Source organism: Exiguobacterium profundum (assembly GCF_001909285.1).
Taxonomy (GTDB): Bacteria; Bacillota; Bacilli; order Exiguobacteriales; family Exiguobacteriaceae; genus Exiguobacterium; species Exiguobacterium profundum.
The window spans coordinates 39,651-64,514 of the sequence record NZ_MRSV01000002.1 but is presented as its reverse complement, the minus strand read 5'-3'; the positions used below and the strand labels follow the sequence as shown (position 1 = coordinate 64,514).

Below are 24,864 nucleotides of genomic sequence, written 5' to 3'. Positions count from 1 at the left end.
CTCCTCCATCTAAATCATTCGACTATCGGTTCAATCGAACAGGGCGACGATGTCGTCATAGTTCACGTTCGGGTCAGGTCGGAGCTCGCCGTTCTCGATCGCCTCGAGCATACGCTGTTCCTTCTCCTTGAGTCGGATGTAGATCTTCTCATCGACCATGTTCTGTCTATCGGGCTGGCCCTCCATCATCATGTAATGATAACGGGTGTATTGTCCCTCTTGGAGTCCCAGACGATGGATTCGGTCTCTCGACTGGAGCATATGGGTGAGATTGAACGAATACTCGAGATAGACCGCGTCGTGACAGACATGATGGAGCGACACCGACTCCGCCAGCGTGTGCGGGTTCGTGACGATGACATCGAACTCACGGTTCTGGAATGCACGGATCAGTCGCTCGCGCTCCTCCTGTGGCGTGCTGCCATAGATGACGGCGGACCTGATCCCGTTCGACAAGAGCTCCTCATGGACCCTGTCTATCGTGTGCACGAACATGCACCAGACCACCGCGGTCTTGCCCTCCCTGTGGAGGGAGGTGACGGTGTCGATGGCACAACGGAACTTCCGTGTCTCTCGGACGGACCTGAGGAGACGTATCTCCTCCATATCCAAGGAGACATCGGGCTGCCCCTCCCCGTCCAGAAGAGGGATTTCAGCCGCATCCTCCCCGAACATCTCCGCCATGTCGATGTTTCGGAGGACGAGCTCCGGGCTCGATGCCGCCTGGATGAGGCGGATGTACAGGGCGAACGGGTTCCCACGGTACTTCCGATAGAGGAGGTCGATGATGCGCTGTTCCGTGTTGTCTGCGACGATTCTGTAAAGGATGTCGTCATCCGCGTCCGGCACGCCGAGCTCCCGCTTGTTCGTTCGCCAGAAGAACGGCGCCAGCTTCATGTTCACCTCTTGGACCTTCGACTCGTTCGGTTCCTTTAGCTCGTAAGGCTTGAAATTGAAGAATGACTTGTACTCCTCACCGTACAGGATGTTGAGGAAGTTATAGATGTCCTCATAGGTGTTGGGTATCGGTGTCCCGGTGAGGACGAACTTGTAAGGCGCCAGGGGCGCCAACGCCTTCGCGGACTTCGCACGTATGCTGTTCAGCGCCTTGATTTTATGGACCTCGTCAAAGACCAGCATGGTGGAGCGGTCGATCACCTCCGAGAGGACCCGCTCATATTTCCCGAGCGACTCGTAGTTGACCAGGATAAGGTCATAGAGGTGGGCGTCGGTCTTCAGGGCGAGCAACGGTTCGACCGAGTCATGGATGTCGAGCACCCTGAGGTCTCGCTTGTCCCCGAAGTTCGCCCGGAACTCGTCCTTCCATGAGATGAACGTGTTCTTCGGACCGATGACGACGAGCCGCTCGACCTTGTTCACCTCTCTCGAGGAGAGGTATGCATACGCGCCATAGATCATCGAGGTCTTCCCCGCGCCCGGGACGGAGAAGTTCGCCGCCTTCTGCATCTCGACCATATAGAAGGCCGAACGCATCTGCCGCTCCCGTAGCTTTCGTTCGAGCTCCCTGTCCACCAGGCTCGAGAAGGTCTCGTACTTTCGTTGAACCTTCTCATGTGACGATTTGAGGAGACGCGCATATTCCGCCCTCTCCTCAATCATGAACTCCTGGTCTCCCAGGTATTGCCGGAGACGTTCGGTGACGACGACTTCGAAGCCACGCCTTTCCCCGAGGCGTTCCAAATGGCTGATCACCTTCTTGATCTCCATATAGGTGAGATCCGACCGGAAGGCAGGATACCCCCCGTCGCAGAACGGCACGAGCGTCCTCGTCAATGTGCGCTCGTTCGCACGTAATTTGCCGGGCGCCACCCGGTCATGGACGACGAGCCTGCCCTGATCCAACGTCAGGACCAGGGCGTCGTCCAACAACATCTCTTTGTCCAATATGATCCTCCCCTTGTCTCTTCTCAGGATATGACTCAGAACGAGCTCCTCGAACTCCCTGACACGGACACCGTGTCTGCCCGAACCGTCGGACCAGAGGCTCTCGAACTCCTCGATGGCCCTGTCGATCTTTTGACGGTCGAAGTCTGAGCACAGCCAGGTCCCTGTGACGTCAAACGACTCATAGTTGTGCTCGATGGCGGCGCGTGTCTCGTTGTTGGACCCGGTGAAATAGAGGATGTTCCCCTCCGCGTCCCTGACGAGCCCGAACTTGGAGTGGAACAGTCCGGCACGGATGAAGCCGACCCGGACGTCCACGACCCCTCTCGCGATGAGATGGGCCAGGTTCGAGAAGTCCGCCTCTTCCTGGAGGGAGAGCTTCTCGTCGAGTCGGTCCAACAGGTCCTCCTCAAGCTCACGTCTCAGACGATATCCCTCGGTCATCTGAAGGAAGTCCTCCTCTGCAATCTCCTCGGAGATGATGAGGCGCATCCTTCCCCCGTTCCGGACCAGCCCTTGAATCCCTCTCGCATAATGCGCGAACGCCTTCCCGCTGAAATACCCGCTTACACGGTCATAGGAGACGGCGTTCGACAGAACCGGCTCATAGAAGGTTTTCGCGATGCTCGTCTGGTTCGTATAATATGAGGGTTTCAGGTCGAGGAGGCGAAAGTCCGACTCGGCCCTCATAGGGAGTCCAGTCTCTCCCGCAACAGGTTCACCAATCGGTCGAACTCACCCTTCGTATGTGCATCCATCCTCGACACCTGCTCCGTGTCGATGTTCTCGAGCGCCTTGAGCGAGGTGTTCAACGCGTCGACCGGTTTCATCTGGGCACGTGTGATGGCTGTCTCCTCGGCACGACGACTCACGATGTAAGATGCCTCGGAACGTACCTGTTCGAGGTCCTTGTTCACCTCTCGAATCGTCGAGATGTCGACGGTCTCCCTCTCTTGGAAGGCATCGTGTACGTCATCCACGATGTCCTCGAACTCCTCTAGGAATTCCTCACGGTTCTTGCTTCCGAGGATGTCCTTCCCGATTTTACGGATGTAACGGGTGAGGTCCCTGTCCTTCGAGGTGCTCAATGCCGTGAAGAGTGCGTCCTGTACCCGGATGCGGTCCTCCTCATCCTTCTCTTTCCGCAGGATCCCGGTCATCTCCTGTAGCGGACCGTCGAGTTCGAGCTCACGTGCGACATAGAACTTGCCTTCCGCATTGATGAACTTGAGGTACTCGACCATAAGGTCGGCCTTCTCGAGCATCTTCTTGACATCGGATTCTTTCTTGCCGATGTTCGCCGCGTATTCCTTGGTCGTGAAGTAACGGTTGATTCGGATGTCGTTATAGACGTCGACCAAGTTGTCGATGGCGTTATAATCGACCGGACGCTCCTCCCCATGCTGGATGCGCAGCTCGAGTCGCTTGATGTCGGCGTCCGTCAATCCCTCCTCGGGGTCGAGGATGACGGCCTCGAAGAAAAGGTCTCCCCCGTCCTCACGCTTGAGTTGACGAAGGCAGGTGAATCGCCGGTTCCCGTCAATCACGGTCCCATTGTTCAGTACGACACCAGGATGGATCTGCCCGAGGGCCTTGATGTTCTTCTTCGTCTTCTCGAGGGCGGTCCGGTTCGAGTCGACAATCATCGTCTCGACCTTCTCGTTGTACTCGTCTTTTGACAGCTCGTCCACGACGACCCCTTCGGACTCGAGTTTGTTCATCCAGCTGATGATACGTCCGTTTCGTTTGTTATAAAGGAGAAGGTCGAGCGGGATTTTGTACACGTCGAAGCTCTTGACCTCACCCTTCAGGGCGAGCTTCCGCTTCTGGTCGGTCTTCATGATGTCATGACCGATGCGCCCTCTCAAATTGATGGTCTCGATTGATTGTTCTGTTCTCAAGTTCATTACCTCGTTCCAATAAATTGTGTGATGTTTTCAGTCTCGATAAAGATCATCGAGGAATATCGACTTGTCTCGGTACACTTTCTCGGTCTCTGGTGAGCAGAATCCTCCCCGGTCCCTGATGGATTCGATGATCTTCCCGCTGTTGAACGTTATACCATAACGTTCCTCGAGCCCTCTTTCGAATACGTGGACGTCGATGCCCTCGTTTTTATGGAGATGTGCCAGATAGAAATGTCCAAGCGTCCTCTTTTCTCTAGAGAAATAGAAGATGTCCCCCCCACCTGACGGGATGAAGTTCACATCAGGGTGAAGGCGAATCAGCCTCTCGTAAAAGACATTCTCCATCCCCAGGTCGACCAACTCCGAAGCGCAGACCTCTTGGAGCATGGGGAATGTGAAATATTCCGTGTCGAGATGTCTTGCAGCCTCGACAATGTCTTCGATTTCAGCCCGGATCATCGATTTTGAGAATCCGCCCTTCTCCAATCGCCCGATGTTCATGTAGTGGTCGTCGTCCGCCCTGAAGATCTCTAATTCTGTCTCTAGGTCCTTCAATACCTTGAAGTAACTCTGCGTCTTGGCAGCAGGAATGTCCTGAATTCGATACAGGTCTTTGGATTTGATGACGTCCCGGAAATATGCCTCCCCGCTCCCATACTCAGACTTGACGATGAACCCCCCGCTGATCGTGTAGCCGACGTGTGACAGGACCCATTTGTTCAAGAACCTGTCGTAGAGGTCTGGGACATCCTTATGGAGGTCGAGCAGTTGGTCGAACGTGTAGATGTCCTCGGCGAGGATTGTCCTCAACCACTCCGTCTCCTCGTCCGTGATGGTCGGGAAGCTTGCTATCAATATGTTATCAGGCGATAAATGTTCTAACATGGTGGTCTGGACCAGGCTACGCATCGAAGGGATATGAAGTCCAAATCTACGGGACAGCATGTCTAGAAATTCCTCGAGCGGTATCGGGGCATGCTCACGGATTAGATGACGCACCCAAGTGAGTTTATCACTGACACCGATGGCGAGTTCTGGCATCCTTCCCATCGTGATATGAGGATGTGAGATTCTGGTTTTGATGATGTTATGGAGTTCTGAAGGGTCTTTGCAATTCAACTCTTCCATAAGCCCAGGGTCGAGTTGAAAGATGTACCGCGCGTTATACACACCGGGTTCTAGTTGCAATAATATCTGAAGGCGATTCATCCTTTCGTCGGTGAAAACTTTCGGATTATGATAACGAACCCTGTTACCATATGAGCTTATTGTGAGGGACGATCTACTGGCTATGCCCTGTAGAGTTCTTTCGTCAGTATAAAGCGAATCCGCAATCTCCACAGGGAATTGGGCGTAGATATATCCTTTATAAATTTCATGGATTTCTTCTATGCGACATGAGTTATCGAAGGCATGGTCAAAAATCACTTTCTCGAGAATAGTCTTCTTGTCAACAGAAACTAAATCTCCATCCAATAAAGTGACCGAAAAATGAACTTCGAATCTTTTTTGTTGCTCCTCTGTCAACCTGGTGTACATTTCACGTACATCTTTATTTCCATTTTTCACCTTCAGTGAAAGCCATCTGAAAACTGCAGGATGTTCGTCAAAGATTTTGACAAACATGTCCTCATTCATTTTGAATTTCCGAAAACGTCTAAGATAACGTTTAGCTTCTATCACGTGCGAGGTTGGTACGAGTGAGAGAGCTGTTTTTAATTTTATGGAGACACCTTGTCTTGAGAGTCCGAGCTTGTCTGCAATCTCTGCAACGCTATAGCCCTCCACCAATCTCAAACGGATGATTTCAGGCTCCGGTAACGACTCCCAGAGCAGCAGTTCCTCGAACGACCTTCTTATTTTTTTTACATCATATCCATCGGTCTCAAGTAAACCTTTTCTTGAAGCATTTTTTAAAATTAGTTGAATGAATCTTTCATCAACGTCCATTCTCGCACTTAGTTCTTTCACTGTGAAGTTTTCTTGAAACTCATCATAATATGTTTCAAGAAACTGCTTTTCTAGTCTTTTATATTCTCTTTTGCTAAGATTCAATGGCTTTAGTTTCGGCTTAATAGGGATTGAAACTTGCTGATAGGTAAGTCCTTGAAACACCTCTTCGCCTATCTCGTCCTTGAATGTCATATAAGAATCCCTTAGTTTCAAATAAGTACTAAGTCTATTTCTGCCTCCTGTACGGTACTTGAAGTTTTCATAGTCCATCAGGTCAAACTCTTCAAAACCAATTTGGGCTACAGCCATCAATTTTGAAAGAGACTCCGTGACGCCCATTTCTAAAAAAATCAGATGATAGAACGTCCACCTGGAGCACATGTCATTGACCCTTGACTCACCATATGTATCAAGAAGGTCCAGAATCGCGTTCTTCAAGGGTTTTCGAATAGAATCCAATCGTTGCTCGTTATTATCTATAAAGTCTTGTATGGTAAAACCCTCACGTATCAAAGACAACACGGATTCAAAACTTAAACGATTCCTATCGATATTTGCAAATTCAATCAATCCCAATAGACTATGATGGACATTATCAAATTCTATGTCTTGGTACCTTCCCCTACCACGACCTGCTACTCTTTCACACATCGTATGCCCCCTCGCTCCAAGTAAACTTTTTCAGAACTCCTCTTTAATGACTGTTTTTTATATAGAAGTCCAAGGCTCGACGAATGATTTCATCCTCGGATACCGCCTCTTCCCGTGCCTTCTCCAACAGGCTTTGATAGAGCAGGGCGTCGTCATCGTTGAAAGTGATGCGGATGTTCCGATTAGGGGTCTTGGTGTTCTCGATGACACGACCCTCTCTTCGTTCCAGAAGCATCCTCTTCACCTCGCGCAACTCCTCACGCGTCATCTCATACACGCCCTTCTCCCCATTCTTCGTAGGGTAGGTCTTCCCTTCCAGAAGTGCAGGTCTCGGGTCCTCCGGCCAGGAGAGGAGTTCGGCGAGTTTCGTCGCGCTGAACTCTTGCTCGATCGTCTTCTCCAATATCTTCGGTCCGAACGTGTTCCAGAAGGAAACGAATCGGTTTACCTGAGAATGCGACATCCCAATCTTCGCTAGGAAATCTTGCCAGTTCCCCTCTTGCTCCTTGAATCCGTCCCTTGTGTCAGGGTCGCGGAACAGGCTGCTCGCATGGGCCAGTATCCGACATTTTTCGACAAAACTCGTGGCTTGAATGGCATCGATGTGGTTATAGTACTGTACGATGCCCGCCATGTCCTCGGGAAGCCTCTTCGTGATGACACGCGAGAGGCCCGTCGCCGGCAGGGACTGGTAAGGGTTCGCCACGGTCGATGTGGCAGAGAACTCCTTCACCGCCTCGACTTGCTCGCTTCGATTGTCCGAATCCCCTGATCCTTGTCTCACCGGCAGGTTTGCATTGAACGTTGAGATCTTTGGTGTGTGCTTTTTACGATTACGGTTCATAACGAGAGTACCTCCTGTGCAAGCTGTAGGTATGCGTCCGTAGCGGGACTCTTGTGGTCGATGACCGGTCGGGACTCACGCTGCAGTGTCTGAACCTTCACCGCATACGGTATCGTCGTCAGGACCGGGATGCCCACCTCTTCCCCGAGCTCCTCGAGTTCCTCCACGGTCGTCGTATCCCCCTTGGAACGGGCGCTCACCATGGTGGGGATGAAGGCCGCGATATGAATGTCTTCTCGGAAGCGTTTCATTTCTTCCAGTTCCTCGGGAGCCGAGTAGACCGCGTCCATCGAGAACTTTTGCATCTGGACAGGCATGATGATCCGGTCCTGGGCGACCAGCGCGCAGCGCGCATAGGGATTCAAGGCGGATGTCGAACCCGGGCAGTCAATCAGGCAGATATCGAACAACTCTTCGAGTTTCGCAAGCTCCTCGCTCAGACGATATTCATAACCGATCTGACTGGTCAGGTCGCTCGGCGAGGCGGATCGTCTCGTCGGGACCAAATAGATTGTTCCTGTCTCGTATTCGCAGGTCACGATGACCTGTTCGATCGGTGTATAGAACGGGTCGTTCTCCTCTAATAGACAATCCAATAACACCTTGCCCTCATAGTCGTTCGTCAGACCTAGGCCGTTCGTCGAGGACGCCTGGTCATCGGCGTCGATAACGAGTACACGCAACCCGTCCCTTGCATAGGCGTGAGCTAGATTGATGGTCGTGGTCGATTTTCCGACCCCTCCCTTACGGTTGTACAACGCGATTTTTTTCATGACTGTTCTCCTTGTTCATCTATGTCGTCGATGATGTTGTCTGATACGGTTCGTTCAATCATTTCTGCCAGTAACTCGCTGACACTACGGTTATGGGCATGAGCATACTGCTGAAATTGTTCCGACAGGTCGCTCGGGATACGAGCGGACAAGATTGCCGATGACTTCTTCTCCTGTTGGAACGGTCTCACCTTGAGTGGCGTGTGCGTTCCTCCCTTTCGGAGGTCACGGATCTGTTTCACAGTGAGCTCCTCGACTTGCTTCCTCTCACCGTCGATGTATAGGCCCTGCTCGATCACCTCATCTATATTATCCAGATACATGAGTTCAAAGATTTTGGATGCGGGGAGGCTCGACAATGATGATTCTAGTGGATGTAACGTGTCATAGGCTTTGATGTATCGAGATGCGAGCGAGGCGGACATCGAGACGGCCTCTAAAAAAGTGCCCCACTCCTTTTTATCATGCATCTCAGATCGTGCGATGACGAGTCGTTTCCCGATTTCGAACACTGAGATTGTCTGCACTTTTGCGAGTTCATTGATCTCATAGACGAGATCTTCGACTTCCTTCGAGACAGGGAGCTTTTGCACGAGGGAACTGATATTCGTCAGCCCGCTCTGGTAAGGGTGTTGCTCACTCGGTTTGACCTTGTGGATGTTTCGGTTCCTTGCCTTCATACGGAATCACCCCTGGATGCTCGTACAATTTTCGCCAACTCCCGAAACGGTTCGGATAACTGCTTTGATTCCTTCGAGCGGTATTGGATGACACTCTTCCCACTGTCCGCCGCCTTTTCAATGAAGGTCGAACGTTTCACGACAGGCAAGATGGACAACGATTCAGCCGACGCGATTTGTTCCATCGCCTCGAAGTATTCTTTATCTGCCTTCAGCGTATGGTCCATCGCCACAGGTAGGACACCGGCGATCTCCAAATCCGGATTATAGAATTTTTTTACCTTTTGTACCGTACGGATGGTGCTTGCAAGCTGATCAAAGACGAGCTTTTTCGGCATGAACGGGATGATGGTCATGTTCGAAGTCGAGAGGACGACTTTTGAGAGCTCATTAATAGAAGGGACCGAGTCCAATATGATCCAATCGAACTCATCCTCGAGCGGCGAAATCATATCCTGTAATAGGAAAAGCTTGTCTTGTTCGGAAATCACATTGATCAACCTGGCATTTCGTTCATTCGAGGGGAGAAGGCTGACATGATACGTTTCATCATCGAACAGAATGTCCTTGATGTCTAGATTTCGTGTGTGTACATCGAACATGGTCATATATTTGATTGTGTCGGACTCTTTCAACATCAGTTTACTCAGAGAGCCTTGGGGGTCCAAATCGATGAGGAGGACACGTTCCCCCAATTCACCTAGCGCATAGGCCATATTCAAGGAACATGTTGTCTTACCAGACCCGCCTTTCGAGATATAAAACGTCAAAATATTCATTTTCTCTCCCCTTTCTATGTTTAATGATGCCATACTCTTTTTTTGGATACAACAAAAACAAAGGTCAGTCCAGGTTATAAAGCTAATTAAATTGTATACGAAACAAAAATAGCTCGTATACGACTTAAAAGAATTGTATACATTACATTTCACCATAAATTACCGTATACATTTCGACGTCGAAATCTCTCATACATCATTCACTGCCAAATAAAATAGACTCCAATCCGATTTAGGAGTCTATTTTTGAAAAAACACGTGTACATTTCCATGTCGAAATGTACACGTGTTTTTTCAAAATCTATATTTTATAGTTTTGATACTTCAAGATCAATAATACGTCCAAGGTTCTCCCTCTTCCTCATAGAATCCAGGAGGATTTAAGTACATTTCTACACCATCTGATTCACGGCGATAATAAATATAAAACACATCATCTGGTCGTTTGCTCAAAAGGTATTCTATTTTTCGTAATGTCACCATTTTACTGTAATAGTTTTTACTGAAAAAAGGCGAAGTAGCATAATCGCGATAGCCTACTATAGTCCAGATTTCATTACAATCCTGCTTGGTCATAAAATAGCTCCTCACTTAATATAGATAGAAAAATAAAGGTGATTATAATTTATTGCAGTAGTGGAGTAATTAGAGTACTTTCAACAACAGATATTCAACTGTCCATCATTTAACTCCTTTTTTGTTGCTGAAAGTTTAAATAATTTATTATGACTATATGATTTCATAAAAGAATAAAAGACCATATTCTTATGAATATAAAAGATTATATAGAATGAATAAGGATTAAAGAAGGATTGAAAGAGTTGGAAAAATGGAGGACGCATAAATCCTTGTGATACCAACGTTCACACGAAATAAAGAGACTTGCATATCTGTCATGATCAGTTTCTTTCCTTCAAAGAGCTTTCTTTTTTTTTCGTACCACTTTTGATAAATCGAACGACTTCTCTCTTTTTTTTCATGAGAAATTTGAAATAAAGATCAATAGATTTGATTTTTTTCCAAAGAGCCTAATCAAAGGAGGTCCATGACCCGGACGGTCCTCATTTTGATGGAAGACGAAGAGATATATCGCATATTCATATGGTTTTCATACAATTTTTCAAAAAAAGGCATGCCAAAAAGGCCATCATGCGATAGCCGATTTTTCAATTCTGGTCTTTAATTGCTGATGGAGGTAGAGGATCGGCTCACTGAAGAAGAGTCGATGCTCACTAGAATGCACGAGATCCTCACGGTGGTGGAGGAACGCTTGTTTCAAGTCGGACAAGACCTCACGGAACGCAGATGCCCCGAACGTGTCACTCATCGAATAGAGGGATTCGCGGCTCACCTTCAACACATCGAAGTCGAAGAACTCGCCTACCCGTTTCCGCAATTCGAACCAGGCGATCTGAGTCTCTGAACGTTCTTCCTCCCGGATGAGTTTGCTGTCCCGCGCGCTGTCCAACTTCATCTCAACGAGGACAGGTCGAGTGATGTCCTGTACACGTTTCTTGAGCGTCATGTTCTGCTTCACCACATTCAAGAAGTGGCGGCTGTCCTCTACGAGTGAGACCTGGAGGAACTTCAACCGTGACATCATCTTTTGGATGGCAAGTTTGTGGCCACAGTATCTTGGCAAGAACCCCTTGATCTCGTCATAAGTGAGGATCGCCTGCTCATTCGACTGTACATGTACATCTTTTTCGACTTGGACGAGCGTACGTAACGCAAGTCGTAAAGCGTTCACATTATCAAGCGAGAGGAGTTCAGCGAGAAGGTCATGCCAAATAGACGTGTACCCGGTCTTCGAGACGACAGAGGCTCCGTCTACAAAAAGGTCACGATAGTTTTCAAGATAATCGTTCAGTTCGATGGAGAGCACCCCAGGAAAATGACGGACAAGTCGCAACAATCCATGGCTCTCGAACATTTTCAGGTTGTTATGTAAAGAACGGACAGAAGTATGGGCGGAAGTGGCAAGCTCCGTGTCTTCCATGAATTCGATCTTGCCTTGGTCGTCTGCATAAGAAAGAAGGGTCAGAACGTGACGGATCCGCGATTTTGTCCATTTGAAGGAAGTGAAGCATGCAGGGATGTTATAGTGATGCTGTTCGTATCGATAATGTTCATCTCGTTTCGTCCAACGAGTCAATCCACTCATCGCGACAAGTAGTTTGTTCGCGACTAAAATGTGACGGTTTCTATAAGCCACCTACCCTACACCTCCTCTATCCTAAAATATGCTAGTTTCAGTATCTTGTTCTTTCGAGATGGTGTCAAAGTGTGGGTTTGGTACGATGAATTGCGACCAAATTTGATGAAACGTTGATGTTAAGCCATTTTAGCGCTATAAAATTGTGTCGTTTCAGTACGACTTTTCGCGACCAAATTAAGAGGGATTGCTTAAGAAAGCCGTTTAATACTCTTTTTAAGTAGAAATTTCAGCAGAATAGTATTCAAAATGTCGTCTCAGTACGACGGTCTGCGACCATTTTCATAAACATGTCGTCTCGGTACGACCAACCACGACCAAAACCGTCAATAATGCAGTTTCGGTACGACGGTCTGCGACCATTTTCAAGAAATGAGGGCTGATTTTTTTTTGAAGATTCTTTCGAAATGGTACGATCGGTCGCCCCGGTACGACAAATTGCGACAAAAATCTTGCATATGTCGTCTCGGTACGATGATTCACGACCAAATTGCAGGTGATGTCATTCCAGTACGACGGTCTGCGACCAATTCTTATAAAAATGTCGTTCCAGTACGAGGAATTTGGCGTATTTCAGCATACATATATCAAATTGGTAAATTTGATACCGTTTTTGTTAGTCAAAAATGTCATTTCAGTACGGCCAGATTCACCTGTGACCTTTCTCAAGTCAAATCTAGGACGCGAGACCGCGAAGCCCCAATCTTTTCCGCTCATTTGTACCCTCGGATGTCTTGGAGTCAAAGACGTGACAGATATCATTTCACGTGAAACATCAGATATTGCGAACGAACACAAAAAAGAAGCCCTCGGACCGAGAGGCTTCCCTTGAACTTTTCGAATCCCTGTCAGAGGAGCAATGTGTCCGTCTGATTCAATAGCTCCCATGACTCGAGCGGATAGAACGTGAAGAAGTAGTAGTCACCCGAGCGGTGCCAGTCCTTCAGGATGAACCCATGCTCTTTGATGCGATCCAGGTTCACCTCGAGCTCCCGTAAGTTCTCCGACTTGCGGGACTTGTTGAATCGGATCGAATAGGTGAACTGACGCCAATGTCGGCGGACGGGGCTCTGCTCCCCTGTCTGGATGGAGGCGATTCGTTCCTTTTGGAGCACGAACGCCAGGTGATAGGCGAAGCTCCCCTTCAGCTGTTCGATCTGCTCGCCGTATATGCTGACGACCTGTTGCTTGAGCAGGTCGTCATAGACCTCCTCTGCCACGGTGACGACCACCTGGCTGTCAGCGAGGGTCGTCGCATTCTTGATCGTGACGGATGAGAAGAGCCCACGGATGAAGAGGTCCCCATCGTCGTTATGGCCCGCGACCCGATAATACCCGAGCTTCATCAGGCGTTTCGTCGTCAGGTCGTAGCTCTTCCCGCTCTTGTTGGAGTAGAGTTTCTCGACCAGGCGGACCAGCGGGAAGATGATTTTCCTACTCGTCTGGAACGAGATGTCACGGTAGGACAGTATCTCGGTGAATGCCTCGAAGTCCTTCGGGTCAAGGTCGGGTACTTTCCCGTTCAGTTCCTGGATGAACTCCTTGCTGACAAGGACGGAGAGGTTCTGTGGGACCCCCTCCTTGTACTTCGGTACGACCGACTCATAGTTCAAGAGCTCGAGATTGAGCTGCGATGCGTCATTGAGCTTTTCATCGAGTTGATCGGTCTTGTTCTTGATACGGTCGGACATCCCGAAGAACGGGATGTCCACCGCCAGTGTCGGAGAATGATGGGCCACCCTCTTCGTGGAATCGATCTCCTTCGCCACCTCACCCAGTATCATCAGCACATCCGTCTTCAATGTCGTGGTCTTCTGATTCACGGTCTTTTGAGACCAGTATGGATAGGTGTGAATCAACTGGTTCGGGTCCTCTGCCCAGTCCTCGATCTCGGCGATACAGAGATTCATATAGTCCTCGATCGTTTTCACATGAAACTCTTTCTGGAGTCCCTCGACACCCGCCACCTTGACGTAGGCGGAAATCATATCATGTTTTGCCCGGAGCTCCCTGTTGTACCCACGTGACTCCTGGTAGTTGCGGACTGCCGTCCTCACCCAGCGACGTTTCAATTTCATGAAAGAATAATAGCGTATCTTCTTGTATGCGCTCTCGATGTTCTCGAGCGCATAGTGCTCCTGGTATAGCGCTGCGACGAAACCATTGATGTCAAATATGGAGACGCTATGGAGGATTTCTTCCATACCGTGCTGTTTGATAGTATTAACCGCTTGAGAAATGATTAGTTGTTGGGAGCGGCTATTGGAGTTCAAATGGTTCTCCATGCTGATCACCTCTTCTCATCTAAATATAGCATAGCACCGCGGGATAAGACCTTAAAAATCACAATGCTTTATTATTTCAAATACCGTATATTCAATTATGTGCGCCGGCGCACACTTTTTTATGATGCGAAGAAGACAAGAAGTGAATTATACTAATATTGTAAGATACAAAACATTGAAACTTATAAAGGTTTCTCCTACATAGAAAAGTTACAAAGAAAGAGGGAACATCATGAAAGAACATCTTGGTGTGTTTGATACATATATCGGTAAGGGTGCGAGACAGTTGTCGTGGGACGTCGGTCTGAACCCTGATCTGAACGAGAGCAAGGCGAAAACGTCAAACATCACGAAGCGACTCATCGACCGTCACAAGGAGACGGTCGAGCATCTGGAGAACGGCATTGAGGGACGATTGATGGTAAAGTCCGTCAACCTCAACAAAAAAGGCAAGTCGAAACAGAACACGGTCCTCGAGGTGATCGATTTCCTCTCCTGGGTGGAGACGGGATGGGAGGACAGTGCCATCATGAGATGTCTCGGGAAGACGACATACCTTTTCATGGTGTACGGGGAGAACAAGGAGGGGGATGAGTTCTTTCTCGGGCCGCTGCTCTGGAAGCCATCTGATGAAGAGGTCCAAGGTCTTAAATCCTATTGGAAGATGGTGACAGACATATTGATAGAAGGGGTTCAGATTTGGGAAGCCCCTTGGGGAAAGGAAATAATCACAAAGAACAACCTTCCTGGGCAGCGGGCGCACGAAATGGTGCATATAAGACCAAAAGCGAACAACAAGAACGACGTCACGCTCCTTCCCGACGGACAGACGATCACCAAACAGGGGCTCTGGTTGAACGCGAAATACGTGAGCGATATCGTCTCGCCACTCTTCGAGATTCGAAAGGATGAAATCAATCTGAAGAGGGACATGGTGTCGGAAGGGATCGAGCTGGACGAGACGGAGCTGGACTCCTTGAAAGGGATTGTAACGGAGGATGCTTACACCCCGGAGACCTTCGTGGAGGCTTGCAGGCAGGTCATCCGAGATTTCAATTTGGACTGGATCAGCAAAGACATGGTGGAGAGCCTCGGCTATAGGATCTCATCTCCATACATCCTCGGAAAAAAATACTTGGACAGCCGTTCATACATCGAGGAGGTCATCTTGGGGAACGACTATTTCAAGATGGAGGACACCCCAATCCTTTCCCATCCTTATGCATCGAGGATGATTGCGAAGATGAGGGACGGTTGGAGAATCATCGAGATAGAGACGGACCTCTACATCACGGAACGGGCGCTCTCCAAGGCCGGCATAACCGTCCGTTTGCTGGAGTCCTATCGCGAATCGGTACTCGGTCAGATGGAGACCGGTCTCTTCTATACGATAGAGCAGCTCGTCGACCTCATGGAGAACGACCCGCTCGAGGAGTATGGGTTCGATGAGAGGGTCTATGAAGGGATTCTGAGGAGGCCGGGGAAAATCTCCAATGTGAGGGTCGGGGAAACCTATCTATTCAATAGCGGAATGAGCCGAAACCTTCCTCAATCATTGCTGGATGACCTGATGAAGCGGCGTCCGTTCCTGCGGTTGGCCGATCTACGCGAAGAGATGGAGGACACCTACGAGAAACCTTTCGGAGAGGGAGACCTTGTTTCCTTGCTAAAAAGGTCGTCCTATCATTTCGCTTCTGATATCGACATGGTGTTTGAGTCGAAGGATGCTTATCTGTCTTACCTCTACAACGTATGATGTCATATGGGCCCCGTCAAAAGTGTGCGCCGGCGCACACTTTTGACGGGGCTGTTTAATGGATTGTTGTTCAGATGATGTAGATGACCGGACGACAGCGGACAGGTCTGACACAGACATGCTGAATGTCAACAGGTCGAGTAAGAAGATAACATAAGATTCGATGATGCAAACGATTGGTAGGATATTCAGGAATTGATAGAGAACTGGTTCATCAATGCACCCGAAGAGGTGTTTGAAAAATCTTTTAAGTTGAATGGAGGTAATGGGGTGGAAGCGAGCAAGATGTTCATCAACCTCATCCAGCTGTCACCGGTTGACCGAGGGTATGCGCTCGACGCCATGGGCTATATCGTGGAGGAGGGCACCGGGGGACGACACTTGGATGAAGTTCATAAGAAAAATTTTCGAATGACGACTTCAGAATATATAAATGTTTTGAAGAAAAGCTTGGAAGATTTCAGTCAATGGGTATGGGTCTACAAGGCCATCTCGGAATGGTATGGGACCTTCGAAAAGGAATATCAAGACCTGAACATCAACCAGTTGAAAAGCAGATGGAAGACGACACCCATACACACCTGGGTACACTTCCTATTGAATGGGGAGCTTCACCGGTTGAGGGAACTCGATCAGTCGGAGATGATTTTGGTTGAAAAAGAGACCTGGGAAAGAACGCACAAACTCTCTTTGAAAAAGAATTTGATTTCGAACATAGATGATGTTCAGGACAAAATGAAGAACCATGAAGAATTGAAGGAAGAGCTCATCAAATTATATCGTAGTGATGAAGACACGAGGGTGAAGGTCTCCTTACTCGACAAGAAGCTGGCGTTATTTTTAGATACACCATATGACGAGGCCGCCATCAACGAATACAAGCAAAGATACAATCTCCAGAAAATCACCCAGTATTCGTCGATAGAGTTGACTGAATTCAGCGTTCAATATGATATTTACGTGTTCTTGGGGAAAAGGGCCACTCACGCTGCTTTCAACAAGCTCAAAAGCAAAATATCTAGGGAACGCTTATTACAAGTGAGCGGTCAAAACATAGACATGGTGTTCAACGAAATCACGCAACAGTTAAAGGGGAAGATAGACGATGCAGCAGACCAATGAAAATTCAGTACTTTTGAACCGTTTGTCCGATGGTACGAAAGATATGTCTCGTCATTTGGAAGGTAAAGAACGAAAAAAATTCCTGTACAAGAAAATCGACCTTGCACAGATGGGTGACAATGAGATAGCGGATGACCTCCTCACACTCAGGTATATCGCAGACAATCGGAAGAGTGAGTACGAGAGCATATTAAAAGAGAAGCTGGATGATTATGAGGATGCATTGATAAAAGCCGTCGAAAATTCGTTCACTGAGCGAATTTCACGAAACATGGAGTTACTTGAAATGGTAGAAAAAGAGCTAGTTCCATATTATCATGGGCGGTTCCAAATCAACCTTTCTAGAGAAATCAGTTTCTTGCCGTTGGAACTACGCCTTCTAGTGTATACGAGACTACTTGCCATCGAAACCCGTCAAATCACCCGCTATCATCTGATGGATCGAATCTCCTTGACGTTGTACAAGTCAGGAGACGCGAGACTCGGCGAATATGCCGCTTTCCTGAAAGCGATTCTTGGCGCCGAATTGTCACCGGTTATATTCGGCACGAGAAAACATTTTGACGAACTGTTCTGGCCTGACATCGAGGCTTGTAGGAAAATCGAGACCGTGAAAGAAGAAATCTTGGATAAGGCAAGCCTTTTTTCGAAAACCGTTGAACGCGAGTTTTGGTACGGCTTCAAGGGCATGAGCGATTTGAAGAATATAAATGATGTGAATGCGGCCAAACTTTGCCTGAGGGCATTCACGCTGTATTTCAAAAAGATCTTCGAGGTGTCGAACCGTATGGAAGAAGTGTTCTTGAAGTACTATGACACGAAGAACCGAAAACAAGTGGAGCGTCTGTTGAAGGAAGAAGGGCTTGAGAACCTCGTCATCAAGCCGCGCTACAACGTGGGAACGATAGGACAAACAGGGTTGAGAGAGATGACCTCAGAAGAGGTGGAAAAATACGAAGAAGGAATGGCGAAAAGGGCAAAAACATGGAGCAGCGTCGGCCGCGATAACCTGCTGATGAACAAAGGGAAGACAAGGGCAAGAGAAGAGGTTTACCAAGCCCCCGAGGTGCTGGATCAATCCGCTGCTCGTCTCCATCTCAACAACTTGGTCGAATTGTTAACCAATCGTTCTTATACACTGGACCAGTTTGACCGATATATGTTCGGCCTGGCACTGTCCTCCCTAAAGTCAAAAGAATGGGACAAGAAACGTCTGAATCTGTTCTTGGGAGTTCTCAGAGACGTCCATTCCATGCTTTGGATCAGGAACGACAAGGACCCGGTAATCTTATTGAAAATCACTAACGATCTCATTGGACAGGACGGATTGTTAGAGTCCCACGGCGAGGGGTGGCCGATTTGTATCATAGTGAACGAGATGGGGAGGATATCTAAAAAGGATTATCTGGTCGTGTTCGAGGAAATCGAGCGGGATAATGTCTTTGCAGGGTTTGCATTCGTCTCTTCTCCTGAACCTCTTGGACAAAGCAAAATGAAACAGTCGGAAATCGAGAATGACATCGTCCAGCCGCTGTATTCAATCGCGACAGATTGGAAGAGAATAGGGCGTAAGATGGGTGCGACGAAAAAAGAATCCGCACTTCTCCAAGATGGGTTGAAAGAATTGTCGAGAGAGAAGGAAGCAATGCTTTTGATGAATTCCAATAAACGATAAGTTATGTCTTGAAACAAATGAAAGAGGCCATCGAATTCCTCTACGGGAAGACATTCGGTGACCTCTTTTGATTATAGAGTCAACAAATTGATGTTAATCATATTTTAGTTTTAGGGCGAAAATGTACCTCTTTCAAATATTACTTTTCTTCGTATCGGAAATTAGACATCTGTTCGTTTACCAAAGAATCATGTTCCTTCATGTAAAACGTATCTAGGAGGTTGTCGCTTGAATACTACGATATAATCGTATATAATCAATTTATAAAGTCATGTAAATGGAGCGAATCGAGTGAGAAAACAAAAATATAATGAAAATGTTGAATTAGTCTTTGTTTACACGGAAGTATTCAATAAAATTTGGGATCACTATGGGTTATCGGAAACAGATAAAAAGAAATTTGAAAAACAAGTGAGAGAATACGAAGAGAGCAACACGGACCCAAGCAATGTTTTGGGAGACATTATTGCAAATACCGGAGGGGCTATAAAACTTAGATTAGATAGCTCTAATGACAATGTCGGAAAAAGTGGTGGTTATAGAATTATTTATACTAAATATGGTCGACGTATTTATGCAATGCTGTTAATTTATAAGAAGTCCGATAAAGAAACACTTACAGATAAAGAAAAAAGCATTATCAAGAGTAGGATAAAAGAATTGAAGAAAACTCAGTAAGAAGGTGGTGGCTAGAATGGAATCGAAAAAATTGGATTTTGAAAGCTTAATTGAAGAAAGTGTCAGTCAGATAAATCAATTTGCCGAGGGTAATTTAGAACATGTCGAGGTTATTACTTATAAATTACGCGACTTACCCGAAATCGATCTCACTTCGATTAAAGAATTAAGAAAGTCTTTAGGTGCTACTCAGAAAAATTTTGGTGATATGCTCGGCGTATCTACACGTACAGTAGAGGCATGGGAGATTGGTCGTTCTACCCCTAACGGTTCTGCGGCAAGATTAATGCAACTCATGTTGGATAACCCTACTATTAAGGAATCCTTCAAACAGACTATTAAAAACGAGAACTTGATGAAAAGAGAGAAATCGTTTAGTTGAACAAAAATAACTGGCTGGCTAACTAATTAGGATAAATACTAATTTCAGTAAGCATAATGAATTAAATCCCCAATGAAAGTAGAATTATACTATCTTTCACTGGGGACTTTTTATTTCTATTCAAATGGTAAGTCAGTATTTGATATGTTAGATAGCTGGTTTAAAGATTGAAGGTAAGCATTTGTTGTGTTTATTGATTCGTGCCCAACCAGCTGCATCACATTGATCAATGGACTTCCATTCGCCAGGAGCTTCGTGATATAGGCGCGACGGAACCAGTGAGGGGGAGTATGTTCGCCTGTAGCAACGTGCTCCACCGCTTGGTGCGTCAGCAGTCGGAGCGCCTCATAGGACATCGCTTTGCCTGTTTTTTTTGTACTGAAGGCGATGTAAGGCGAGGTTTCCTCCTCGATCATCATTAATGTCTGAAGACGGTTGATGAGATAGCTCGCCCTCTCGGTGAGCGGGACGCGTCGCCACTTGTCACGCTTCCCCTTCACCTCGATATAGAACGCGTTTTGATTCCGTTTCACATCGGTGAACTTGACCGATAGGAGCTCGGCCGCCCGCATCCCCGTCGTCAGAAGCAGATATCCAATCGTCTCGTTCCGGAGCTCCATGAGCTCCTTTTTCTTGGCACGTTTGACGGTATGGCGGAAGGCCTCAGAAATCCGCTCGATCTCCTCGAAATCTATCTCACGACGGATCGGCTCGGGCCTTCTCTGATTCTTCACATGAAAGGCCAGGTTGTGTTGATGGTAATGGTTGACGTGAAGGTAGGTCAAGAGCCTCTTTAGCATGTTGTTCTTCCGCTTCGCGCTCCGTGGCGCGTATCTCTCGTTCACCTCGAACAGGTAGCGATGGACATCCAGCACCGTCAGACGCTTCAGCCCCTCAGATTTCGTCATCACGAAGTTCAGTACGAACTCGAGGTCCTGTTTGTAGGCCCGGCGCGTGTGAGGGCTCTTCTCGACATAGATTGGGAAGAGCTCCGTCGCCCAGAAGACCTCGATGATCTCGATGTCCGAAAGCGTCTCAAGATTGATGTGGTCGTTTCTCAAGGCGTCCACGAGCCGCGGGTTCGCCCCTGTCATCTCCTTCAGCGCCATCTCGAACATGGCCTGTCTCTTGTCGATTTCCATGTCTCTCCCTCTTTCCATAAGAAATTTTCTTCGACTTTCAAGTCTTATGATGTTCCAAGCCTGGATATCGTGTATTACATATGTAATAAATTAAATTTCACAATAAATAAGGCATATTCGTGTTGTAATTTAAGTAATACATTGAAAGTATATAAACAATTTTATTTTATTAACTTGTGATAACCACATATTATCACAAGTTAATTGTTAGATGTAGTAATTAGGTAAGTATAGAAAATGTGCCCTTGAGAATTTGAGATGGTGTAAAATAATTTTAAATAATGGATGTGAGGTGATCAATATTGGGTACTTTTGTATTTTTTTCTTCTGACCCCTCTTTTTTCAGGACGATGGCACTCCTGGGAGAATGTTATTGGCCCTTGGGATTGGCGAGGAACAAAGTGCGGACCGACGAGCGCGTCGGAGATGATGTTTTTATCATCGCTGGAAAAAAACTTCATAATGGTCTGAAATCTAAGCATGAATCCCATCTGAAACGCAAGATTATAGATGATGACTCTCGGAAGGCACCGACAATCGTCTATCATGGAAAAATTGACGCGATTCATCAGAAACCCTTAATCTACTATCTCTACACCGATAATAACGGTTTGGATTACAAGGTCCCTATCGAGGCGATACCTAGATTCCTTGAAAGAACATTGAATTTCCCCGCATTGCTGGATACAGAACGAGAATGGATGTCACAAGTATATGAGATCTACTCATCATTGTATAAAAAGAATGAGTTATCCTTTACCAATGCATATCGAAATAACGATAAAGACTATCGTAAACAAAATGAGAGAAATGGTGCCTTGAAGGCACACTCCGATTTTTTGATCTTATCAGGGGAGAACACCTATTACTGCTTGGATTCTGATTTATCGACGATTGAACCCGAACAGGATTTAAAGTTCCATAAGAATAAAGAAATATTTTTATTTTTATCCAGGGAGTCCCTGAATAGAATCAGTGAACTGTGTAGCGAATCAGGTAAAGAGATAGTGAAGCGTCTGGGAGCATTCAAAGGAGGCGAGTACTCACACGCGAGGTTATTGCACGAACCCTCTATACATATTCCTTCCCAAGAGAGACTCCATCAGGGCACCAGTACTATCGGATTGGATGATATCAATCACGACAGTCCGGAACTGGATATAGCGATTCAAGGACTCGTGAGGAACTACCTTCACACCTTCAAAGGAGACGATAAGATGACACATGGCAAAAATACAATCCTTTTCGGTCCACCTGCGACGGGTAAGACATACTCGGTGATGGAGAAGGCGCTGGCCATCGTCGCCCCTAACGCTTATCAAGAATTTCTTGACCGCCAAGCACCAAGAGAAGAGATGACCGCACTCTACAGGGAGTATGTCAAGGAACAGAGGATTGTATTCTGTACCTTCCATCAATCTTATTCCTACGAGGAGTTCGTCGAAGGGCTCAAGAGTGACGGTAACGGAAACTTCGTTCCTGAATCCGGAATCTTCAAATCAATATGTAAGAAGGCTGAAGGGGTCAAGAAGCTGGACACATGCTCATTGGAAATCCCTAATCTGTTTAAAATCTCACTCGGGAGGAAGGGTCAAGATTTAAACACCCATTGCCTCGATAATGGTCTTATCACCTTGGGGCATGGTGACGACGTGGACTTCACCGGTTGTAATGACAAAGACATGGTCTCTAAAAAGGTCAGGTCTAAATATCGTGGTCGAGGGAAAAAAGAAACCGTGATACAACAGGTTCACACATTCAAAAATGAACTGAGCATCGGCGACTTTGTTGTGGCCTCTCATGGCAATTTGAAGGTTTCGGCAATAGGCAGAGTTGTCGGTGATTATTTCTATGATAATTCTCGAAAGATTCCCTATTCTCAGTTCAGGAAAGTAGAATGGTTAATTCGATATGATGGTGACGAGAAGAGGGAAGCATCAGAGCTTGTAACTGGCCGATTCATGCAGAAGGCGATTTATAAAATCAAATTGACAGATGTCGTGATGTCGAATCTTCGCTCCCTCCTCAAAGAGATTGACTCAGACGATAATGGGAAATCTGATGAAGAAACCGAAAACTATGTTCTTGTGATTGATGAAATCAACCGAGGGAACATATCACGGATTTTTGGAGAGCTCATCACCCTGATTGAGGACGATAAGCGAAAGGGTGAGGTCAATGAGATAAGTGCCACACTGGCATATTCAAAAGAGTCTTTCCAGGTCCCATCGAATGTCCATATAATCGGTACTATGAATACGGCCGACCGTTCGATCAGTCTCATGGACACAGCTCTGAGACGTCGATTCGATTTTATCGAGATGAGACCTGACGATACGGTCCTGCCTAAAGATGTCGATGGTATCGACCTCAAGAAGCTTTTAATAGTTATGAATAAAAGGATTGAGTACCTATATGACAAGGACCATCTATTAGGACATGGTCTTTTCATCACAGATTCTCCCTCAAAGGAAAAAATAATGAAAATAATGACCTCGAAGATAATACCGCTATTACAGGAATATTTTTATGAGGACTACGAAAAGATTTCTCTCGTACTTGGAGGTTCTAGTGAGAATGAGAATGAAAAAAATAGGTTCCTCTACAAAGAAAAAATTGACGGCGCGACCTTGTTTGAAGGTGGGTACGGTTCGGAAGAAAGGAGCAAGGTACGATACCGGCTTGTAGATGACCCTGAGTTTGAGGCGATTCTCAACATTTACAAGGGATATGCTGGGTCATGAAGGTCATCACCATCAAAGAAGGCCAGGATAGAATAGGAATCAATCTTGAAGAAGAAAGTGACTTTGGTTTGACGTTCCAGGAATCAAAAATGCTGGAGGAACACATTTTATCGAAGGGATACGACCGTCAATCTTTTTTGTGGGGAAGGTCTTCCCTTCAAATTGTAAACTATGTCGGTGTGATACAGTTGAAAACGTTCAGTATTGAGATTCTTCCGAAGGTATCGCTTCAAAAATCTGATAACTTTATGGAGATGCGTAAAATCCTGTTGATGATGTTGAGAGAGTCCGGCTATTTAAAGATAGATGTGAATGACATCTCAAGATTCGACATGGTCGACGAGCCATTGTTCGAAATCCTGGCTTCTGAATACTCCAAGCAACTTTTGAAAGAGTTGAGAAGGGGCGTTATCAACCGCTACGAGGAAGTACAGGAGAACATCTCATTCTTGAAAGGTTCCATTAGAATTGGAAATCATATAAGAGAAAACTTGAGTCGAGACGTTCGGCATAGAGTCCATTGCGAGTATAGCGAGCTCAGCCCCAATCATATAATCAATAAAATTTTTGTTTACGCCAACGAGATCCTCTTGAACGTCGTGAGAAACAATGATACGAGAAGACGCCTTGAGTTAGGTAATCACCTCCTATCAGACGTGATTGCGTATCGGGGTATTGAGGAAATCGTCAATCATGCAAGGCTGGACCGGACAGAGATTCGTTATGATAAGTCGCTACAGATTGCCAAGCAAATCATATTGGCACGTTCAGCAAATCGGCACTCTAGACAGGAATATTCCTTTTCAATCCTATTCAAGATGAATGAGCTTTTTGAGGTTTATATCCGATCATTGCTACAAAAGGAGTTCGGAGAATATCTGCTCGACCCTCAGGATTCGAAGCATCTCTTGAAAGAAAAGTGGCCGAACGAGGATAGCGACATACTACGACTTCGCCCAGATTATCGCTTAAATCTTGGTGGAAAGAGTGTCATCATCGATGCCAAGTGGAAAAAGCTGAATGAGACGAGGCCGCGCACGGGCGTAGGACGCGATGACATCTTTCAAATGTATGCATATCTCTCAAGGTTCGATGATGTAAGTTGTGTGGTGTTGATGTATCCCCTCACTTATCAGGACGATAAGCGGGAACCCGCGAACCTTTACTATGAGTGGGTGACATATGACTCATCGAGAAAAAGTATAAAAGCGTATTCTCTCTCTTTGAACAAGAGGGAGGATACATTAGAAGGGCTAAAGAGAATAATAGAGGAACTGAATGGGGCAGAATCTTGAATAGACCAAAGGCAGTTGCATGGAATTTGCTCTGGCCAAATTGGCTCTAAAATCAAAATCGGGAAAGACCGGGATTCC

The 24,864-nt window shown here is 46.7% G+C and carries 18 protein-coding genes; 7 read left to right on the top strand and 11 right to left on the bottom strand.

Translation table 11 applies throughout. The features are described 5' to 3' along the window. Window positions 1-30 precede the first annotated feature (30 nt). The 10 genes from BBB58_RS14865 to BBB58_RS14815 all read right to left on the bottom strand — a co-directional run bounded on the left by BBB58_RS14865 (window position 31) and on the right by BBB58_RS14815 (window position 13,992). Complete coding sequence (locus BBB58_RS14865; RefSeq protein ID WP_074038031.1) at window positions 31-2,595, bottom strand: SNF2-related protein; 2,565 nt, start codon at window positions 2,593-2,595, stop codon at window positions 31-33. Next, a complete protein-coding gene (locus BBB58_RS14860) occupies window positions 2,592-3,806 on the bottom strand; it encodes a ParB/RepB/Spo0J family partition protein (protein ID WP_143180281.1) in 1,215 nt (404 codons plus the stop codon). Before BBB58_RS14860 ends, BBB58_RS14865 begins: the two co-directional genes overlap by 4 nt. A gap of 36 nt (window positions 3,807-3,842) precedes the next feature. Continuing rightward, window positions 3,843-6,416 carry a sigma factor-like helix-turn-helix DNA-binding protein gene (locus tag BBB58_RS14855; RefSeq protein ID WP_074038029.1) on the bottom strand — a complete coding sequence of 858 codons (2,574 nt, stop codon included), beginning with the start codon at window positions 6,414-6,416 and terminating at the stop codon, window positions 3,843-3,845. Between the two features lie 43 nt (window positions 6,417-6,459). Next, window positions 6,460-7,260: a hypothetical protein gene (locus tag BBB58_RS14850; protein ID WP_074038028.1), complete on the bottom strand. Its 801-nt coding sequence runs from the start codon at window positions 7,258-7,260 to the stop codon at window positions 6,460-6,462. Further along, window positions 7,257-8,018 carry a ParA family protein gene (locus BBB58_RS14845; RefSeq protein ID WP_167365538.1) on the bottom strand — a complete coding sequence of 254 codons (762 nt, stop codon included), beginning with the start codon at window positions 8,016-8,018 and terminating at the stop codon, window positions 7,257-7,259. The genes BBB58_RS14850 and BBB58_RS14845 overlap by 4 nt, the downstream gene beginning before the upstream one ends. Before the next feature lie 11 nt (window positions 8,019-8,029). After that, entirely contained in the window at window positions 8,030-8,713 is a 684-nt protein-coding gene (locus BBB58_RS14840; RefSeq protein WP_074038026.1) for a hypothetical protein, read from the bottom strand. Continuing rightward, window positions 8,710-9,492 carry a ParA family protein gene (locus BBB58_RS14835; protein WP_074038025.1) on the bottom strand — a complete coding sequence of 261 codons (783 nt, stop codon included), beginning with the start codon at window positions 9,490-9,492 and terminating at the stop codon, window positions 8,710-8,712. The genes BBB58_RS14840 and BBB58_RS14835 overlap by 4 nt, the downstream gene beginning before the upstream one ends. 330 nt (window positions 9,493-9,822) lie before the next feature. Beyond that, window positions 9,823-10,068, bottom strand: a complete 246-nt coding sequence (locus BBB58_RS14830; protein ID WP_074038024.1) for a hypothetical protein — start codon at window positions 10,066-10,068, stop codon at window positions 9,823-9,825. Between the two features lie 571 nt (window positions 10,069-10,639). Then, window positions 10,640-11,707: a hypothetical protein gene (locus BBB58_RS14825; protein WP_074038023.1), complete on the bottom strand. Its 1,068-nt coding sequence runs from the start codon at window positions 11,705-11,707 to the stop codon at window positions 10,640-10,642. A gap of 848 nt (window positions 11,708-12,555) precedes the next feature. Then, complete coding sequence (locus BBB58_RS14815; RefSeq protein ID WP_074038021.1) at window positions 12,556-13,992, bottom strand: hypothetical protein; 1,437 nt, start codon at window positions 13,990-13,992, stop codon at window positions 12,556-12,558. 232 nt (window positions 13,993-14,224) lie between these two features. Between BBB58_RS14815 and BBB58_RS14810 the strand changes: the two genes are divergently transcribed. The 5 genes from BBB58_RS14810 to BBB58_RS14790 all read left to right on the top strand — a co-directional run bounded on the left by BBB58_RS14810 (window position 14,225) and on the right by BBB58_RS14790 (window position 19,605). After that, window positions 14,225-15,748, top strand: a complete 1,524-nt coding sequence (locus BBB58_RS14810) for a PDDEXK family nuclease (RefSeq protein WP_074038020.1) — start codon at window positions 14,225-14,227, stop codon at window positions 15,746-15,748. Between the two features lie 270 nt (window positions 15,749-16,018). Beyond that, the gene (locus tag BBB58_RS14805; RefSeq protein ID WP_143180280.1) at window positions 16,019-16,870 is read left to right on the top strand and encodes a hypothetical protein; all 852 of its coding nucleotides are present in this window, start codon (window positions 16,019-16,021) and stop codon (window positions 16,868-16,870) included. A 55-nt stretch (window positions 16,871-16,925) separates the two neighbouring features. Next, window positions 16,926-18,545, top strand: a complete 1,620-nt coding sequence (locus BBB58_RS15220) for a hypothetical protein (protein WP_167365537.1) — start codon at window positions 16,926-16,928, stop codon at window positions 18,543-18,545. 291 nt (window positions 18,546-18,836) lie between these two features. After that, entirely contained in the window at window positions 18,837-19,223 is a 387-nt protein-coding gene (locus BBB58_RS14795) for a hypothetical protein (protein WP_074038017.1), read from the top strand. A 16-nt stretch (window positions 19,224-19,239) separates the two neighbouring features. Then, complete coding sequence (locus BBB58_RS14790) at window positions 19,240-19,605, top strand: helix-turn-helix domain-containing protein (RefSeq protein ID WP_074038016.1); 366 nt, start codon at window positions 19,240-19,242, stop codon at window positions 19,603-19,605. A 116-nt stretch (window positions 19,606-19,721) separates the two neighbouring features. Here BBB58_RS14790 and BBB58_RS14785 read toward each other — a convergent pair whose 3' ends face one another. Beyond that, a complete protein-coding gene (locus tag BBB58_RS14785) occupies window positions 19,722-20,747 on the bottom strand; it encodes a tyrosine-type recombinase/integrase (protein ID WP_074038015.1) in 1,026 nt (341 codons plus the stop codon). Window positions 20,748-21,049: 302 nt separating this feature from the next. Between BBB58_RS14785 and BBB58_RS15010 the strand changes: the two genes are divergently transcribed. Both BBB58_RS15010 and BBB58_RS14775 read left to right on the top strand, forming a co-directional pair. Next, window positions 21,050-23,491, top strand: coding sequence for a DUF8426 domain-containing protein (locus tag BBB58_RS15010; RefSeq protein WP_084543135.1), 2,442 nt, complete (start codon window positions 21,050-21,052; stop codon window positions 23,489-23,491). Next, window positions 23,488-24,786: an McrC family protein gene (locus BBB58_RS14775; RefSeq protein WP_074038014.1), complete on the top strand. Its 1,299-nt coding sequence runs from the start codon at window positions 23,488-23,490 to the stop codon at window positions 24,784-24,786. The genes BBB58_RS15010 and BBB58_RS14775 overlap by 4 nt, the downstream gene beginning before the upstream one ends. Window positions 24,787-24,864 lie beyond the last annotated feature (78 nt).